At 65.6% G+C, this 18,459-nt stretch carries 15 protein-coding genes; 3 read left to right on the forward strand and 12 right to left on the reverse strand.

Annotated elements, in window-relative coordinates:
* Positions 1-145: 145 nt before the first annotated feature.
* Complete coding sequence (locus O1Q03_RS30830; RefSeq protein WP_269507994.1) at positions 146-484, reverse strand: P-II family nitrogen regulator; 339 nt, start codon at positions 482-484, stop codon at positions 146-148.
* Positions 485-841: 357 nt separating this feature from the next.
* Here O1Q03_RS30830 and O1Q03_RS30835 point away from each other — a divergent pair, with 357 nt between their 5' ends.
* Positions 842-1,093: an accessory factor UbiK family protein gene (locus tag O1Q03_RS30835; RefSeq protein ID WP_006489451.1), complete on the forward strand. Its 252-nt coding sequence runs from the start codon at positions 842-844 to the stop codon at positions 1,091-1,093.
* Between the two features lie 248 nt (positions 1,094-1,341).
* Positions 1,342-2,988, forward strand: coding sequence for a YifB family Mg chelatase-like AAA ATPase (locus tag O1Q03_RS30840; protein WP_269507997.1), 1,647 nt, complete (start codon positions 1,342-1,344; stop codon positions 2,986-2,988).
* Between the two features lie 333 nt (positions 2,989-3,321).
* On the opposite strand, the gene O1Q03_RS30845 is transcribed toward O1Q03_RS30840, so the two are convergent.
* A complete protein-coding gene (locus O1Q03_RS30845; protein WP_269507999.1) occupies positions 3,322-3,894 on the reverse strand; it encodes a hypothetical protein in 573 nt (190 codons plus the stop codon).
* Between the two features lie 163 nt (positions 3,895-4,057).
* Here O1Q03_RS30845 and O1Q03_RS30850 point away from each other — a divergent pair, with 163 nt between their 5' ends.
* Complete coding sequence (locus tag O1Q03_RS30850) at positions 4,058-4,594, forward strand: TlpA disulfide reductase family protein (protein ID WP_269508001.1); 537 nt, start codon at positions 4,058-4,060, stop codon at positions 4,592-4,594.
* A gap of 94 nt (positions 4,595-4,688) precedes the next feature.
* Here the strand turns inward: O1Q03_RS30850 and O1Q03_RS30855 are convergent, their stop codons facing one another.
* The 10 genes from O1Q03_RS30855 to O1Q03_RS30900 form a co-directional block, all read right to left on the reverse strand.
* Complete coding sequence (locus O1Q03_RS30855) at positions 4,689-6,044, reverse strand: sigma-54-dependent transcriptional regulator (protein ID WP_269508002.1); 1,356 nt, start codon at positions 6,042-6,044, stop codon at positions 4,689-4,691.
* A gap of 82 nt (positions 6,045-6,126) precedes the next feature.
* Positions 6,127-8,157 carry a sensor histidine kinase gene (locus tag O1Q03_RS30860; RefSeq protein ID WP_269508005.1) on the reverse strand — a complete coding sequence of 677 codons (2,031 nt, stop codon included), beginning with the start codon at positions 8,155-8,157 and terminating at the stop codon, positions 6,127-6,129.
* Positions 8,158-8,161: 4 nt separating this feature from the next.
* The gene (locus O1Q03_RS30865; protein WP_269508006.1) at positions 8,162-9,454 is read right to left on the reverse strand and encodes a dicarboxylate/amino acid:cation symporter; all 1,293 of its coding nucleotides are present in this window, start codon (positions 9,452-9,454) and stop codon (positions 8,162-8,164) included.
* Positions 9,455-10,204: 750 nt separating this feature from the next.
* On the reverse strand, positions 10,205-11,287 hold the full coding sequence (locus O1Q03_RS30870; RefSeq protein ID WP_269508009.1) for a hypothetical protein: 1,083 nt from the start codon (positions 11,285-11,287) through the stop codon (positions 10,205-10,207).
* A gap of 136 nt (positions 11,288-11,423) precedes the next feature.
* Positions 11,424-12,497, reverse strand: a complete 1,074-nt coding sequence (locus O1Q03_RS30875) for a hypothetical protein (protein ID WP_269508013.1) — start codon at positions 12,495-12,497, stop codon at positions 11,424-11,426.
* Entirely contained in the window at positions 12,494-13,624 is a 1,131-nt protein-coding gene (tssI, locus tag O1Q03_RS30880; RefSeq protein ID WP_269508016.1) for a type VI secretion system tip protein TssI/VgrG, read from the reverse strand. The genes O1Q03_RS30875 and tssI overlap by 4 nt, the downstream gene beginning before the upstream one ends.
* Before the next feature lie 232 nt (positions 13,625-13,856).
* On the reverse strand, positions 13,857-15,551 hold the full coding sequence (locus O1Q03_RS30885) for a cation acetate symporter (protein WP_269508019.1): 1,695 nt from the start codon (positions 15,549-15,551) through the stop codon (positions 13,857-13,859).
* A gap of 11 nt (positions 15,552-15,562) precedes the next feature.
* A complete protein-coding gene (locus O1Q03_RS30890; RefSeq protein ID WP_069620222.1) occupies positions 15,563-15,868 on the reverse strand; it encodes a DUF485 domain-containing protein in 306 nt (101 codons plus the stop codon).
* A 197-nt stretch (positions 15,869-16,065) separates the two neighbouring features.
* On the reverse strand, positions 16,066-17,271 hold the full coding sequence (locus tag O1Q03_RS30895) for a CaiB/BaiF CoA transferase family protein (protein ID WP_269508022.1): 1,206 nt from the start codon (positions 17,269-17,271) through the stop codon (positions 16,066-16,068).
* Between the two features lie 30 nt (positions 17,272-17,301).
* On the reverse strand, positions 17,302-18,459 hold the full coding sequence (locus tag O1Q03_RS30900) for an acyl-CoA dehydrogenase family protein (RefSeq protein WP_269508025.1): 1,158 nt from the start codon (positions 18,457-18,459) through the stop codon (positions 17,302-17,304).

The raw sequence follows: 18,459 nt of genomic DNA on the forward strand, positions 1-18,459 counted from the left end.
GGCGCGGATGCAACCGCGGCGGACGCCGCGTCGTCCGCGAGCGCGGAGCCGACGCCGGTCGCGATCAGCGAGCCGGCCATCAGCAGGGACATCAGAAGTTTGCGCATCTTGGGTTTCCTCTAGTCGCGTGTCTTGTCTGTTCTCGTTACAGCGCGTCCGCGCCTGTCTCCCCGGTCCGGATCCGGATCACCTCCTCGATCGGCGTGACGAAGATCTTCCCGTCGCCGATCTTGCCGGTGCGCGCGGCCCGCTCGATCGCTTCCACAGCCTGATCGACGAGATCGTCGGACACGGCCGCCTCGATCTTCATCTTCGGCAGGAAATCGACCACGTATTCCGCGCCGCGATACAGCTCGGTGTGCCCCTTCTGGCGCCCGAACCCCTTCACCTCCGTCACGGTGATGCCCGAGACGCCGAGCGCGGAGAGCGCTTCGCGCGTCTCATCGAGCTTGAACGGCTTGATGATTGCGGTAATCAGTTTCATGGAGTCCTCTCGCTGGAGTGTCCCGTCGTATTGGTTGGAATGGTGTAACCGTGCTCTTCTCAGCAACTCGCATGCCATGTTGGCAAGAACGCCGTCTCGAATGGCCCGCGAGCAGGGTCGTATCGCACGCTGTAAGGCGCGCGAGCCCGGCCGAATGGCCAATGTGGGCCCGGTTTGCTGGCGCGGCGAAAGGATCGTTGCTAGAGTGCTCGCACGTCCCGGATCACCGGGCCATTCACCCATGCGGGCGCCATGCCCGGAATTCGCGCCACCGGCGCACCATTTCCGGTCATGCGTGCATCATGGGCACGTACGCAACTGAAGATGCACATTTTTTGTGCAAGGAAGGGGAATCATATGAAGCAACCCAGCGACGTTTTCAACGACCTGCAGTCGCGCGTCAGCGATCTGCTGAAAAACTCGCCGGCCAAGGACGTCGAGCGCAACGTGAAGGCCATGCTGTCGCAAGGCTTCTCGAAACTCGATCTCGTCACGCGCGAGGAGTTCGACACGCAGGCCCAGGTGCTCGCCCGCACCCGCGTGCGTCTCGAGGAACTCGAGAAGCGCGTCGCGGAACTCGAGCAGAAGCTCGCGGCGCCGCAGGCCTGACGCCCCGCCCGACCGACTGGTCCGGGCGCGGGCCGCCTCGTGCGGCTCGCGCCCGCCATTCCGAAGTCGCTGCGCCGTTTCGTCGTACCCCGCTCTTCGCTGTTCTTCGCTCTTCGCTGTTCTGCGTTTCAGCAGACCCTCGTTCTTTCCCCGCGCCACGCCGGCAAGCGCGCACCGATTCCTCCGATTCCCGCGGCATGCGGCCTCGTACGGCCGTTGCCGTCCGATGCCTATACAGGAGCCTCGCCATGTCGCTTGCCGTGGTGCGCAGTCGCGCGCCGGCGGCCGGCCGCGCGCCGGACGTCACCGTCGAAGTCCACCTCGCCAACGGGTTGCCGTCGTTCTCGATCGTCGGCCTGCCGGACCTCGAAGTCCGCGAAAGCCGCGAGCGCGTGCGCGCCGCGCTGCAGAACTGCGGATTCGAATTTCCCGTCAGGCGCATCACCGTCAATCTCGCGCCGGCCGACCTGCCGAAGGAGTCGGGCCGCTTCGACCTGCCGATCGCGCTCGGCATCCTTGCCGCGAACGGCCAGATCCCGGCCGACGCGCTGGCCGGCCGCGAATTCGCCGGCGAACTGTCGCTGACCGGCGCGCTGCGGCCGATGCGCGGCGCGTTCGCGATGGCTTGCGGCGCCGCGCGCGACTGGCGTGCGGGTGACGCGCGAGCAGGCTTCGGCTCGGGTCTCGGTTCCCGTCCCGATTCCGCGCGTGGGTCCGGCCTCCATTCCAGCCGGGATCACGTCGCGATCTCCGGCGCGACCGCGCTGTCGCGCACGCCCGAGCTGTACCTGCCGCTCGACAGTGCCGCCGAGGCCGCGCTCGTGCCGGGCGTGACCGTTTTTGGTGCACCCGACCTGCCGGCGCTGTGCGCGCATCTCGCCGGTGCGCCGGACGCGCGGCTCGCGCCCGTCGCGGCGCCGTGCCTCGCCGGCGTGCCGACGCCGGCCGCGCCCGATCTCGCCGAGGTCGTCGGCCAGCGCGGTGCCCGGCGCGCGCTCGAAGTCGCCGCCGCGGGCGGCCATCACATGCTGATGGTCGGGCCGCCCGGCGCCGGCAAGTCGATGCTGGCCGCGCGCCTGCCCGGCCTGCTGCCGCCGCTGACCGACGACGAAGCGCTGACGTCGGCCGCGCTGCTTTCCGCGAGCCGCCTCGGCTTCTCGCCCGCGCAGTGGCGCCGGCGGCCGTTCCGCTCGCCGCATCATTCGTCGAGCGCCGCCGCGCTGGTCGGTGGCCGCAACCCGCCGCAGCCGGGCGAGATCACGCTCGCGCACCTCGGCGTGCTGTTTCTCGACGAGTTGCCCGAATTCGACCGCCATGTGCTGGAGATGCTGCGCGAGCCGCTGGAAGTCGGCCGCATCACGATCTCGCGCGCGGCGCAGCAAGCCGACTTCCCCGCCGCCTGCCAGCTGATCGCCGCGATGAATCCGTGCCCGTGCGGCTGGCACGGCGATCCGTCCGGGCGCTGCCGCTGCTCGCCGGACGTCGCCGCACGCTACCTGCGCAAGCTGTCGGGACCGCTGCTCGATCGCATCGACATCCAGATCGACTTGCCCGCGCTATCGCCGGCCGAGCTTGCGTCACGCGCGACGGCGCCCGGCGAGTCGAGCGCGACGGTTGCCGCGCGGGTCGCGCAAGCGCGCGCGCTGCAACTCGACCGGCAGGGCAAGACGAATCACATGCTGAGCGGCCGCGAGACCGATGACCTGTGCCGGCCGACCGACGACGGCGAACGGCTGCTGCGCGAGGCCGGCGAGCGCTTCGGCTGGTCCGCGCGCGCGTATTTCCGCGTGCTGAAGGTGGCGCGCACGATCGCCGACCTCGCCGGCGACCCGCTGCCGACGGGCGCGCAGATCGCCGAGGCGATCCGCTACCGGCGTGCGCTTACGGCACTGTAGATGTGCTTTGAGGACAAAATCAGGCTGTCAAGACTTGACTTATGCACAATTCCGCGAATCCGGCCCCGGATCGGCCCGCGCGGGCAGCTTCTTATCGAGGAACTGCTATTCCGTTGTTTTTATTGATCTTTCTCAAACGGCGCACGAGCCGCCAAATGTGCCGAATGGCCGTCCGGCATGGCTTTGCGGCGGATTTGGCAAACTTTTCAACAAAGTTATCCACATGCGCTGTGGATAGCCGAAAAATCCCCGCAAAATCCGGCGATTAGCGTCGAAAGCTGCGAATGAACTTTCAGTTGTCGCAGTGTGTCTGAGCGCCCTCGCCGGACGGTATCAGTCGAGTTTGAACGAGCCGAAAAACTGGTCGAGCTGCTCCTGCGCGAGCGGCCCGTCGGCGATCACCACCGCCTGGTACGCGTGGCGGCCGCGCGCGACGAGCCGCGCGACGATCGTCTTGCGCGTATGGTCGCCGCCGCTGGCGGCGCCGGCAACGCGCAGCTCGAGCCCGTTCACCGTGCCGCCGGCCGCAAGCGGCACGGGCACCGACGCGGTCTGCGGCGTGCCTTCGAGATTGCGCGACAGCCCTGTCTGCAGGAAGTCGAGCGCCGCGCGGCGCGTGTCGTCGCGGTCGTCCGGCAGCGTCAGCGTGCCGACCGCGAACACCGCGCCGTCGACGTGCGCGGCCTGCATCCGCATCGGCATCGACGCGCCGCCCACCGCCACCGGCTGGTTCTCGACGGTCGGCTTCGCCGGCAGGTCGATCGTGTAGCCGGCGTCGTTGTGCAGCGTACGCCAGTCATATGACGGCGAGCACGCGGCCAGCGCCGCGCTCACACACGCGAGCGCGGCGAAGTGTCGCAGCGGACGGAAAAGGGGACGCAACGATTCGATGACTTCCTTCGGCATGGCAGTGATGGGGACAGGCAAAGCACTCATTATCCGCCGAACCTGACGGCCGGGATGCGTGGCGGCCACCGGTGCGCGGCCCGCATTCGCGCTAAAATGAGCGCCGAATTTCGACGTCCTTTGCATCGACCCGCGTCATCGACCGACTCCGAGAGCACCGCAGATGAACACCACGCCTCCCGCCCAGCGCCGCACCGGCCCCGTCCGCTATCTCGTCGCGGCGGTCGTCGTCGCGGCCATCGCCGTTGCCGGCTTCTTCGCGATCAACGGCAAGTCCACCGTGCCGGACGCCACGTTCACGCTGCTGTCGGGCCAGAAGGTGTCGACGGCCGGCGACCTGAAGGGCAAGGTCTACCTGGTGAACTTCTGGGCAACGAGCTGCGCGACCTGCATGCAGGAAATGCCGCAGATGGTCGATACCTACAATCGCTTCAAGGGCCAGGGGCTGGAATTCGTCGCGGTCGCGATGAACTACGACCCGCCGATGTACGTCGCGAACTACGCGCAAACGCGCCAGTTGCCGTTCAAGGTCGCGCTCGACGACGGCAGCGTCGCGAAGCAGTTCGGCAACGTTCAGCTCACGCCGACCACCTTCGTCGTCGACAAGGACGGCAAGATCCTGAAGCGCTACGTCGGCGCACCGCAATTCGCGGAACTCGACGCGCTGCTCAAGAAGGCACTCGGCAGCAACGCGGCCTGAGCGCCGCCCGACACGGCTCGGCGGGCCGCGCGCGCCCTGCCCCGTCGAACGGACCGCACGACCGGCCAGCCCGGTTCTGCGGTCCGTATCTTTTTCAGCGCTCGGTTTCGCCTTTCGCGGACAGCCCGTAGCGCTTCATCTTCTCGTACAGCGTCGCCTTGCCGACATGCAGCCGGTCGGCCGTCGCGGCGACCGCGCCGCCCGTCTGGTTCAACGCCTCGGCGATCACCGCGCGCTCGAACTGCTCGATGCGCTCCTTCAGCGTCTGGTCGCTCTCCGCATCGCCGCCGTTCGCGCCGGCTTCCTGCGGCATGTCGGCGACGCCGAGCACGAAGCGGTCGGCCGCGTTGCGCAGTTCGCGCACGTTGCCGGGCCAGTCGCGTTGCATCAGGCTCGCGCGCTGCCGGTCGCTCAGCACCGGCGCGGGCCGCCCGTAACGCACGGCCGCGTCGAGCATGAAGTGCTCGAACAGCGGCACGATGTCCTCGCGGCGTTCGGCAAGCGGCGGCAGCGCGATCGTCACGACGTTGAGCCGGTACAGCAGGTCGCGCCGGAACGTGCCGGCCGCGACGAGCTCGCTCATGTCGCCTTTCGCGGCCGCGACGACGCGGCAGTTCACGCGGATCGGCTGGTTCGAGCCGAGCCGCTCGAGCACGCCGTCCTGCAGCACGCGCAGCAGCTTCACCTGCAGCGCGAGCGGCATGCTTTCGATTTCATCGAGGAACAGCGTGCCGCCGGATGCGTATTCAAGCTTGCCGACGCGCCGCTTCGCGGCGCCGGTGAACGCGCCGGGCTCGTAGCCGAACATTTCCGACTCGAACATCGGCTCGGGCAGCGCGCCGCAGTTCACCGCGATGAACGGCTTGTCGCGGCGCGGCGACAGCTCGTGCAGGCTGCGCGCGATCAGCTCCTTGCCGGCACCCGTGTCGCCGTTGATCAGCACCGACGCGTCGGTGGGCGCGATGTTCGCGATCAGCTTGCGGACCTGTTCGATCGCGGGGCTGCGGCCGATGATGCGCGGTGCGACGATATTCTGCCCGGCCAGCTCGCGCCGCAGCGCATGGTTCTCGAGCACGAGTTCGCGCCGCTCCAGCGCGCGGCGCACCGTCTCGATCAGGCGTTCGGCCGCGAACGGCTTTTCGATGAAGTCGTACGCGCCGTCGCGCATCGCCTGCACGGCCATCGAGATGTCGCCGTGGCCGGTCACGAGGATCACCGGCACGTCGGGCACACGCTCGCGGCACTGCGCGAGCAGGTCGAGTCCGCTCGCGCCGGGCAACCGGATGTCGCTGACGATCACGCCGGCGTTTTCGGAGACGATCGCCTTGTCGGCCGCCTCGGCCGATTCGAACCCGACGACGTCGAACCCCGCGAGCTGGAGGCTTTGCACGCTGGCCCGGCGAACGAGCGCGTCGTCTTCGATATAGATCACTTGCAGCCGGTTGGCCATCGTAGTCACTTGCTCCTGACGGGCCGCGCGGCACGATTGCGCGCGGTTCTCGTTGATGCGGGCCGTGCGACCGGGCCTGCGGCTAATGCGAGCCCGCCGGCTCGGACACGGAGTCCGGATGATGCGTGCGCGCGCGCCGCAGCGTCAAGACGAACAGTGCGCCGCCGGACGGCGCATTGCGCGCGGTCAGCGCACCGCCCGCATCGCTCGCGATCGACGACGAAATCGCGAGGCCGAGCCCGAGCCCGCGCCCCATTTCCTTCGTCGTGAAGAACGGCTCGAACAGGCGCGGCAGCAGCTCGGGCGCGATGCCGGAGCCGTTGTCGCGCACCTCGATCGACAGCGTCGCGACGGACACCACGATCGTCACTTCGATCGCCGGTGCCGCGGCCGTAACACCGGGGCCCGCCACCGCGTCGAGCGCGTTGCCTAGCAGGTTGATCAGCACTTGCTCGAGGCGCAGATCCTCGCAGCGGGCGACGAGCTGCGGATAGTCTTGCGCGAGGTCCAGCGGCGCATCCTGCGCCGGCGCTACCGTCGCATCCCGCAACGTCAGCGTGAGCGCGACGCCGCGCAGCCGCTCGCCGAGCAGCGACAGCACGCTGCGCAGCGCGCGCACGACGAGCGCCTGCTCGTTGCGCGGCTTCGCGCGGCCGACGAACAGCTTCAGCTGGTTCGTGATCTTGCCCATCCGCTCGGTCAGCGCGGCGATCGCCTCCAGGTTCTCCCGCGCGGCCGCGTGCTCGCCGCGATCGAGCAGCACGCGCGTGTTGTCCGAGAAGCTGCGCAGCGCCGCGAGCGGCTGGTTCAGTTCATGCGTGATGCCGGCCGCCATCTGGCCGAGCGCGGCGAGCTTGCTCGCCTGGATCAGTTCGTCGTGCGCGGCGCGCAGCTCCTGCTCCGCGCGGATCCGGTCGCCGACTTCCTTCTGCAATTGCTCGTTCGCTTCCGACAGGTCGGCCGTGCGCTCCTCGACGCGCCGGTTCAGCTCCGCGTACGCCTGTTGCAGCAGCGCGCGGCCGCGGATCATTTCGCGCACGCGGGCGCGGCGCGTCCGCCAGTAGAACGCGAGCAGCGCGACCGACACGAAGCCGAAGCCCGTGACGACCGTCGCGTTGCGCGCATCGGCGTCGACGGGCGCGATCGGCGCGAGCGTGACGAGCAGCCAGTCGGGCTCGCCGATGCGCCGCTTCGACGCCAGGAAACGCGGCGCACCAAGGCCCGGGCCGAGCCGCACCATCTCCGCATCGGGGCCGCGCACCTGCTCGACGCGCAGCGGTAGCGGCGTGACGGGCTGCTGCGCGTACTGGCGCGTCTCGTAGATCGACGCGGCGACCGGCCCCGTCAGCGGATGCAGCGTGTGGTATTTCCACGCGGGCACGGACGACAGGAACACGACGCCGTGATCGTCCATGACGACGAGCGGCTCGGACGCATCGGCGCCCTGGAACCATTCGAGATTGAGTTTCACGACGACGACGCCCGCGATCCGCCCGTCGCGCCACACCGGCTGCGAGATGTAGTAGCCCGGATCGCGCGAGATCGTGCCGATCCCGAAGAAACGGCCGACCTGGCCGTTCATCGCGTCGATGAAATAAGGACGGAAACGATATTCGATCCCGACGAAGCTGTCGGGCGCGCGCCAGTTGCTGGCGGCCACGCACAGGCCGTCCGCGCCGATCACGTAGGTGACGGTCGCATGTGCGTGTTCGTTGAGGTCTTCGAGATAGCGGTTCGCGCGCGCGGTGAAATCGGCGCGCTTCGGCTCGGCGAGGGCGTCCTGCACGTACGGGTGGCTGCCGAGCAGATAAGGCAGCGATTCGTAGCGATCGAGCGTGCTCTTGAGCGCGTTGGTGGTCCGGTCGACGCGCACCGCGGCGTTGCGCTGCAGCTCCGCGACGCCGCGCCGCCACGTGATGGTCCACGTCAGCGCGCACGCCGCGGCGAGCGCGGCGGCGAGCATGACGAGGATGAGCAGGCGGCGCTTCACGGACGAGACTTCCTGGCGATGCGGATCGCCTATTGTGTCATAGGGTTCCGCCTCGCTGCCCGGGCCGCCGAGGCCGCCGCGCGGCGCGCCGCCTGCGGGCGGTATCGCCGCCTGCTCCTTCATGACGTCAGACGCCGGCCGTCGTCTCGGTCGTCGCGACCTCGCCGCCGCCCTTGAGCGCCTGGCGCAGCTTGTTGCGGTCGAGCTCCTTCTCCCACGCCGACACGACGACGGTCGCGACACCGTTACCGACGATGTTGGTCAGCGCGCGGCATTCGCTCATGAAGCGGTCGATGCCGAGGATCAGCACCATGCCCGACAGCGGGATCGTCGGCACGACGGCGAGCGTCGCGGCGAGCGTGATGAAGCCCGCGCCCGTGACGCCGCTCGCGCCCTTCGACGTCAGCATCGCGACCGCCAGCAGCGTGAGCTGCTGCGTCCATGTCAGTTCGATGTTGGTCGCCTGCGCGATGAACAGCACGGCCATCGTCATGTAGATGTTGGTGCCGTCGAGGTTGAACGAATAGCCGGTCGGCACGACGAGGCCGACGACCGAACGCGAGCAGCCGGCCTTCTCGAGCTTTTCCATCAGCTGCGGCAGCGCGGCTTCCGACGAGCTCGTGCCGAGCACGATCAGCAGCTCTTCCTTGATGTACGACACGAAGCGGATGATCGAGAAGCCCGTGACGCGCGCGATCGTACCGAGCACGACCAGCACAAACACCACCGACGTCAGATAGAACGTGCCGATCAGCTTGAGCAGCGGCACCAGCGAGCCGACGCCGTACTTGCCGATCGTGAAAGCCATCGCGCCGAATGCACCGATCGGCGCGAGCTTCGTGACGATGTGCACGATGCCGAACAGCACGCGCGTGAGGCCGTCGATGAAGTCGGTCACGACACGGCCGCGCTCGCCGAGATGCGCGAGCACGCTGCCGAACAGCAATGCGATCAGCAGGATCTGCAGGATTTCGCCCTGCGCGAACGCATCGACCATCGTGTTCGGGATGATGTGCATCAGGAAGTCGACCGTCGACTGCCCGTGCGCCTTTGCCGCGTACGATGCGACGGCCTTGCCGTCGAGCGTCGCCGGATCGATGTTGAAGCCGACGCCCGGACGCAGGATGTGCGTGGCCGCGAGGCCGAGCAGCAGCGCGAAGGTCGATACGATCTCGAAGTACAGCAGCGCCTTGCCGCCGACGCGGCCGACCTTCTTCATGTCCTCCATGCCGGCGATGCCGGTGACGACGGTACAGAAGATGATCGGGCCGATGACCATCTTGATCAGCTTGATGAAGCCGTCGCCGAGCGGTTTCATGTCGGTGGCGATCGACGGGTAGAAGTGGCCAAGGATCACGCCGACGATGATGGCGAAGATCACCTGCACATAGAGCACTTTGTAGAAGGGTTTCTTCTTCACGATGGTTCCTGCTGAAGTAGATGAGCCGGTGGAAACGGCGTCACGCGCGCAGGGATGAATGAGAACGGGGGGCAATCCCCCCCGAGGCATTCGCCCGCGCGGCTGCCGTGCCGCAACAAGCGATGCCTCAGGACATCCGGAGGGGGAGGAAGGCATTGGTCATCGGTTTGTCTCCTGTCGATTGGAGTTAGCGCTTCAGCGCTTACTCCAGTCCCATGCATAGCTGCTTGCTGTAGTAGTTCGGCCGGGGGATGGCCGTGCGCTTTATATCGCAAGGTCGATGCCAGGTTTCCGGAACGCCTCAAGCCGTTGTTTTCATTGTATTTCTCATAATGCGGCAGGCAAGGAAATCCGGGATTCCGGATTTCCGGAAAATATCCGTCCGGTGATCCGGACGGATGGGTGCTTTTCTCGGGGGATTTGTCTGATCTCTTTCGGCCGCCGGCAGCCGCGCAGCGCGCGACTGATCGACTCCGTCACTCCACCTACCGTCCCGCTTCGCACCCGGCTAGGATGCCGCCATGGCTGGTGGTATCGCGAAGGCGAGCGACGGGTTGCCTTCGATGACGGTGCCAGGAGCGCCAGTTTCAATGACGGCACTGCAACTGGTGCGGTCCCCGACTCCCGCTACGGCCGCTATCGACGGCGGCAGACACGGCCCCACTGCTAACCGCGCCCTCGCCGCTGAGCGGAGAGATGTCGCTGTGACCGACGAGTACGACTGGATTCAGGGCAGACTCGTTAAATCGATCACTTGGATAATGTAGAGAGCGGACGCCCCTTGGCATCGACCAACTCGTAGCCGCGGTCACCGGCATAACGGTAGAAAATGTCGGTGCGGGATTTAACGGGTGTGGTGTCGAATGCGCTCAAGTCCGCGCCTGGGGCACACAGGCGCTCGACCTCTTCGGGCCAGCGGTATGCAGCCTTCTTGCGTGTCACCCACCAGTCAATCAGCGGCCCGGTCGCACACCAGTAGAGCAAGCGCATAAAGGGACGGCTGACATATAGATCCCACCAGTCCGGATTCGGCACGTTCCCCAGAAAGCCGCTCGGCTTACGCACCCGGCCGAGACGTCGCATCTGTTCATCAGGCTGAATCGCCTCCAGGCCGTGCTCCATGTAGCGGCGGATGAATTCGAGGCGATCTAAATTGGCCCAAAAGGTGGTGCTATCCGCCGACGCAAAGTCAGCATCCAAATTGAATGGCTCACTGTAGCGCTTACGAATATAGTCCTTGGATACCTTGCCGAATTTTCGATGTGGTTGCGGAAAGCAAAGTCCAAGACGGAATTGTCCATTCAATGTTTGACCAACTTGTGTGAATGGCCGGACGTCCCGCCATCGAAGATGCAGCACCTGATCCCCCCATGGCACATGCACAAGTTGCGCCTGCCGGTTGAATCGCACTGAGGGAGAGGTTGCACCGACGAAGCAAAGCCAAAAAAAATATCCCAACAAAATCAGAAAAAAACCATACATCGAAGCGCCTAGGAATAGGTCGACAAGATAATCCTCCAGACTCAGGCCCACCCCGATCCAGTTAGAAAGCGTTCCGTAGATCACCAAGGCAAGAATGAAGTGGTGCATTAAGGCGCATAAATACAGAACCAGCGAACACCGCCCACGCCAGAAATCTGGCTCGATATAGCATTCATTGAACATGCGTGGATCTGACACGTCGTCACGGAAGCACACGCTAGTTGGCCACATGGCCAGTGTGATGCCCGGCAAACCGATATGGTCGCTTTTGGCGCGCAGCGCCTCGATCTGTTTTTCGAAGCCGGCTGCGTCCGTTGGTCGCAAAGTGGGATCGTCCGGAGTTGTGCTCATAAGGAGTTAGTTTCACGCAGCACCTAGTTCGGTTCCGTAAAGCCGTTCGGCCAGTACTCGACCTCGGTCTTTCCAACCGGTCGTTCGACAACGTACCTCTGCCACAGATTGATCGTTGCTTTAACGCAGCACAGAGTCACTTAGATAAGGTAGAAACACGACGCCCCTTGGCATCAACCAACTCGTAGCCACGGTCACCGGCATAACGGTAGAAAATGTCGGTGCGGGATTTCACAGGCGTGGTATCGAAGGCGCTCAAATCTGCGCCTGGGGCACACAAGCGTTCCACCTCTTCGGGCCAACGGTATGCAGCCTTCTTGCGTTCTACCCACCAGTCAATCAGCGGCCCGGTCGCGCACCAGTAGAGCAAGCGTACGAACGGGCGGCCAACATACAGGTTCCACCAGTCCGGATTGGGCGTGCTGCCCGGAAAGCCGCTCGGCTTGCGCACAAGGCCGAGCCTACGCATCTGCTCATCAGGCTGAATCGCTTCCAAACCGTGCTCCATGTAGCGACGGATGAATTCAAGGCGATCCAAGTTGGCCCAGAAAGTTGTACCGTCACCCGAAGCAAAGTCACCTTCTAAATCAAATGGTTCACTGTAGCGCTTACGAATGAAGTTCTTGGATACCTTACCGAATATCTGGCGCGGCTGAGGAAAAAAGAGATGAAGACGGAAGCTGCCGTTTAAGGTTTTCCCGATCTGAGTGAATGGTCTGACGTCCCGCCACCTCAAATGCAATGTTTGGTAATTCCATGGAATGTGTACAAGTTGAGCCTGCCGATTGAATCGATGCGACGGCGACGTCGCTGCCATGGCAGAAAGCCAAAATACAAATCCATAGAAAAATAGAAAAATAAGGTAAGTTACACCTACCTGAAATACATCAATAAGGCGAATTTCCTGGTAACCACGCCCATAAAAAAATAGAGAATATAGCGCTGCCGCAAACGTGAGATGATACGCAAATGCAAAAAAATACATAATCAGCAAGCACTGCCCTCGAAGAAAATCCGGCTCAATGTAACGCTCGTTAAACATGCTCGGATCCGATACATCGTCAGAAAGACAAACTTTAGGCGGCCACATCGCAAGAGTAATGCCGGGTAAGGCGATATGGTCGCTTTTGGCTCGCAGCGCCTCGATCTGCTTTTCGAAACCGGCTGCGTCCGTTGGTCGCAAAGTGGGATCGTCCGGAGTTGTGCTCATAAGTAGTTAGTTTCACGCAGCACGTAGTTCGGTTCCGTAAAGCCGTTCGGCCAGTACTCGACCTCGGTCTTTCCAATCAATACGTCATTCGATAGCGTAACGACGCCAACGCCGTCCCGTACGACGACTTGCTCCAGAGCCTCGTACGTAGCGACACGGCCCAGCGCGCCATGAATCTGCTTGATCCGATACGGGCTGATCTGCGGTCTCCAACCCGGGAGCATCACCGCAATGCGACGCAGCTCTCCCAATCCGGGAATCGTCAATGCACCCACGGTGTTGAGAAGCTGGCCACGCAGACGGTCCTGGGTAAAGGCGTTGCCGCTGCCTTCGTGTTTGTAGCGGCCCGGGTAGTCGTAGCGCGTGTAGCCGCGACCTTGATGATCGAGATCTACCCCTTCGCGCGGATACTCATGATTGAAGCGTGGATTCTTGAACGTGTAGTCGCGCTGCACCTGACGCGCGGTGCGCACATTCTCGGTATAAGCGAAGGTATGCAGGCTGGGCTGCGGCTGATCGCCGCCCGGCGTGGGGTTGTACAGCACCGGCTCACCCGTCAGCCGCTCCAGGTTGAACAAGCGGTCGCTATGAATCAGTCGATGACCGTCGACGCGATGCTGGAACGCATAGAGGAAGCCTTCCTCGCGCAGGATGCGTTCAACGAAATCGTAGTCGGTGTCACCGGCTTGTACGCAATACTCGCGCGGCAAGTGTGCGTTGGTGATGCGCTGCTCATAGTCCAACGTCAGGCCATGCGCCTTGAGCACGGCGCTGGCAATCTCGGTGACGTTGAGCGTCTGGAAGATGCGCCAGTCCGACGACAGCTTCAAGCGCGCCAGACGCGGCTCGATCACGGCCGAATAGCGCGTGCGACGAAACCCCGTGTCCCCCTGCTCGAACGACGACACCGTGCCATGCACGTAGCGCACCGGCTGGGCGCCTTGCCAGATCGTCAGCAGGCCGTTGTGGTCGAGCACCTGCCCGAAGTCGATCGCGGCGTTCCCGCTGGCCAGTTCGACCTCCAACAGGAAGGTCTCGGACAACCCTTCATGCAACGTGAACTCGACGACCTCGAATGGTTCGTCACCAACAGCAAAGGTAAAGCGCAGATCGGATTGGATAGCCATAGTCGGGCTGCTCGCTGAATGCCAAGCAGCAACGATTGACTATTGTGAAATCGATGTCTATTGGACGAATCCGAAAATGGCGTGTCTTGGCAATTTTATTTCCTGCCGATGCAGCCAACACCGCTCGCAAATACCGTCCTTCCGCCCCCTATCTTCGGACTCTCCTCGAAAAACAAAACCCCGGAAGACCGCAATGCTCCAGGGCTCATCGCCATCAACCGGCGAAGACCAATCAATGCTGCACGGCTCGCCCGCCCAGCACGCCCGTCTGCGCGTAGAACTCCTGCTGCGCGAACGCATCGCGCTCTCGCCGCGCGCGTTCGCCGCGATCCGCAAGCGAGCCGACGACGATCCCGACGAACGCGAGCGGCACCGACACGAGCGCCGGGTTATCGAGGAACACCGCCGCATGCGCGTGGTGCAGCACGTCGACCCACACCGACTTCGACAGCACCGTGAGCACCACCGCCGACACGAGCCCGAGCGCGCCACCGAGCACCGCGCCGCGCGTGGTCATCCCGCGCCAGAAGATCGACATCGCGAGCACCGGGAAATTGGCGCTCGCGGCCACCGCCGCGACGAGCCCGACCATGAACGCGACGTTCACGTGCTCGAACAGGATCGACAGCGCGATCGCGACGGCCGACAGCCCGATCGTCGCCGCGCGCGAGATGCGCATTTCGAGCCGTTCGTCGGGCTTGCCGCGCGCCCACATCTGCGCATACAGGTCGTGCGAGATCGTCGTCGCGCCGGCGAGCGTCAGTCCGGCGACCACCGCGAGGATCGTCGCGAACGTGACGGCCGCGATGAACCCGTAGAACCAGTTGCCGCCCACTGCCTGCGCGAGCTTCACCGCGACCATGTTCGAGCCGCCGAGCAGGTCGTGCGTCAGGTTGAACGTGCCGTTCGCGCCAAGCCGGAAGAATTCCGGATGCTGCGCGAGCAGCACGATCGCCGAGAAGCCGATCACGAACGTCAGCAGGTAGAAGTAGCCGATGAAACCGGTTGCGTACAGCACCGACTTGCGCGCCTCCTTCGCGTTCGGCACCGTGAAGAAGCGCATCAGGATGTGCGGGAAGCCGGCCGTGCCGAACATCAGCGCGATGCCGAGCGACAGCGCGTTGGCCGGGTCGCGGATCAGCTTGCCGGGCCCCATGATCGACAGCGCGCCCGGATGCACGGCCACCGCGCGGCGGAACATCGCGTCGATGCTGAAGCCGAATTCGCCGAGCGCGAGCAACGCGAGCAGCGTCGCGCCGCACAGCAGCAGCACGGCCTTGATCACCTGCACCCAGGTGGTCGCGGTCATCCCGCCGAAGAACACGTAGACGACCATCAGCACACCGACGATCAGCTCGGCCGTGCCGTACGACAGCCCGAACAGTAGCTGGATCAGCTTGCCCGCGCCGACCATCTGCACGACGAGGTACAGCACGACGATCGTCAGCGCGTTCGCGGAGGTCAGCAGCCGGATCGGCCGCTGCGCGAAGCGGTACGCGACGACGTCGACGAACGTGAACTTGCCGAGGTTGCGCAGCGGTTCGGCGATCAGGAACATCACGAACGGCCAGCCGACCAGGAAGCCGATCGAGTAGATCAGTCCGTCGAAGCCGAACATGAACACCATGCCGGACAGCCCGAGGAACGACGCGGCCGACATGTAGTCGCCCGCGATCGCGAGCCCGTTCTGCAGCCCGGTGATGCCGCCGCCGGCCGTGTAGAAGTCGCGCGTCGAGCGCGTGCGGCGCGCGGCCCAGCGCGTGAGCGCGAGCGTCGCGAACACGAACGCGAAGAACATCCCGATCGCGACCGGGTTCAGCTCGACCTTGTCGGGCATCGGGCCGGCGACGCCAGTCGCATGGGCGGTGGAGGAAACGAGGGAAACGAGGATGCCCAGCGCGCCGGGCGCGTTCGAAAGGAATCGCATGTCGGGCTCCGTCACGGACGTTGCAGGATCGCGTCGACGCGGCGGTCGAACGCACGATTCGCGCGCAGCACGTAGCACGCGGTCAGGCCGATCGCGACCAGGATGATCGCGACGCCCGCGGCGATCCCGACCGTCGTCGTCGCGCCGCGATACAGCGGCGCGGCGAGCACGTGCGGCGCGAGCGCGACGAGCAGGATGAAGCCGTAGTAGGTGGCGATCATCAGCGCGGTCAGCGTGAAGCTGAAGCGGCGCCGCGCCCGCACGAGCTGCTGGTAGTCACGGCGCGCCGTGACCGATTCGATGACGGAAAGCTCCATGTTGTCTCCTGAGTGGACCGAAGTCGGCGCCTGAGCGCTTACTCTGGTCCCATGCTTCGCGGTCGACCGGCGGTGGCACGCTAGCGCCTGCTCCAGTTCCCGCAGGGCGAGCGTCTCGTCGTCGCGAGCGCTGTCTTGTCGATGGCCGGCGCGTGACCCGAATCCGCCCGCGCCGCGGCGGCAATCCATGAAACGCGTTACACGACGCGCTCCGCGCGCAGCCGCGCGACGTCGTCCGCCGACATCCCGAGCCAGCCGCCGAGCACCGCATCGGTATCCGCGCCGAGCACCGGCGGTGCGCCACGCACCGGCAGCCGCGCGCCGTCGAAGCGGTACGGCGGCGCGAGCACGTCGACGCCGCCCGCGACCGGATGCGGCTGCCGCGTGACGAGCCCCGCGCGGGTCGCACGCTCCGACGTCAACGCTTCGTGCAGGCCGAGCACTTCACCGCACGGAATGCCCGCTTCGGCGAGCGCCGCGAGCAACGTCGCGCGCGACCGGCGCGCGAGGGCGCCACGAATCTCGGGCAGCAGATCGGCACGATTCTCCGACCGGCCGAGGTTGGTCTTGTAGCGTTCGTCGGTCGCGAGATCGGGTCGCTCGATCGCATCGCAGAAGCGCGTGAACTGCGTGTTGTTGCCGACCGTGATCACGAGCGGGCCGTCGGCCGCGTCGAATACGCCGTACGGCACGATCGACGGATGCGCGTTGCCGTAGCGCGGCGGGTCCTCGCCCATCAGCAGCGCGTCGAGCCCGTAGTACGCGGTGATCATCAGCCCGCAGTCGAACAGCGCCATCTCGACGCGACGCCCGCGCCCCGTCGCATTGCGTTCGTACAACGCGGCGAGGATCGCCTGCGCCGAATACATGCCGGTGAACAGGTCGACCGCCGCGACGCCGAACTTCAGCGGCGGCTGGTCGGCCTCGCCGTTCAGCGCCATCAGCCCGGCCTCGCCCTGCACGACGAGGTCGTAGCCGGGCCGCGCGGCCTCCGGGCCCGAACGGTCGTAGCCCGAGATCGCGCAGTGCACGAGCCGCGGATTCAGCTCGGCCAGCGCGTCGTAGCCAAGCCCGAGCTTCTCCGCGCAGCCGAACTTGAAGTTGTGGAGCACCACGTCGGCCTGCGCGGTGAGCTCACGCGCGATGCGCCGGCCGGCTTCCGTCTGCAAATCGATGCAGATCGAGCGCTTGCTGCGGTTCACGCTGTTGAAATACGTGGTCTCGGTGTCGCCGATCCGCAGCCCCCAGTCGCGCGTATCGTCGCCGCGCGCCGGATGCTCGACCTTGATCACTTCCGCGCCGAAATCGGCGAGCACCATCGCGCACCACGGGCCCGCGAGCACGCGCGAGAAATCGAGCACCTTCACGCCGGCCAGCGGCAGCGCGCGCATGTCGTTCGTCATCGTTGTCTCCTCCATTCGCGCCGTGCGCCGTTATTGTTCCGACAGCGGTTTCGACAGCGCGATGTAGCGGGCGAGATGGTGATCCTCGTCGCCGAGCTGGTGATCGATCATCACGAGACGCTTCGCGTAGTGCGACAGCGGCAACTCCCACGTCATCCCGATCCCGCCGTGCAGCTGAATGCTTTCCTCGGCCACGAGCGTGCCGATCCGGCCGATGCTGTATTTCGCCGCCGCGAGCGCGCGCTCGCGCACCGCGCGCGGCGCATCGAGCTGCGCGGCCGCGTTGATCACGGCCGAGCGCGCCTGCTCGACTTCGAGCAGCAGATCGGCCATCCGGTGCTGCAGCGCCTGGAAACTACCGATCGGGATTCCGAACTGCTTGCGCGTGCGCAGATACTCGAGCGTCGCCTCCTTCGCAACGTCCATCGCGCCGAGCGCTTCCGCCGACAGCGCGAGCAACCCGTAGCCGAGCACGCGTTCGAGCAGCTCGGCGCCCGCTTCGCCGTCGAGCGCATCCGGTGCGCCGAGCACGGCATCGGCCGCGAGCGCGACGCGCTCGAAGCGGACTTCGGCCGCGCGCCCGCCGTCGATCTTCGGGTAATCGCGCACCGACACGCCCGGCGCATCGGCCGGCACGACGAACAGGCCGATACCGGCCGCGTCGTCGTCGTTGCCGGACACGCGCGCGCTGACGACGAAGAACGCCGCGTGCGCGGCCTGGTCGACGACGCCCTTCGCGCCCGTCAGCACCCAGCCGTCAGCGGTGCGCTCGGCGCGCGTGCGTACGGTCGTGAGTTCGTAGTGCGAGCCGGGTTCGTCGTGCGCGAACGCGGCGCTCGCGCTGCCGTCGATCAGCGCGGCGAGCCACTCGCGATGCGCATCGCCGCCGGCGAGCGCCAGCGCACGGCCCGCGAGCAGCGCGCCGAGGAACGGCTCGACCACGAGCCCGCGCCCGAGGCATTCGAACACCACGGCGATGTCGAAACCCGCGCCGCCGAAGCCGCCGTCGGCTTCGGGAAACAGCGCGCCGACCGCACCGAGTTCGGCAAAGCGCTGCCACAGCGTGCGGTCGAAGCCTTCGGCCGACTGCGCGATCCGGTCGCGCACCGGGAACGCATACTGTTCGGCGATGAAGCGGTTTAAGCTATCCGCCAGCATCCGGCGGTCTTCTGTGTGCTGGAAATCCAT

It is taken from the genome of Burkholderia sp. IMCC1007 (genome assembly GCF_027257875.1).
Taxonomy (GTDB): domain Bacteria; phylum Pseudomonadota; class Gammaproteobacteria; order Burkholderiales; family Burkholderiaceae; genus Burkholderia.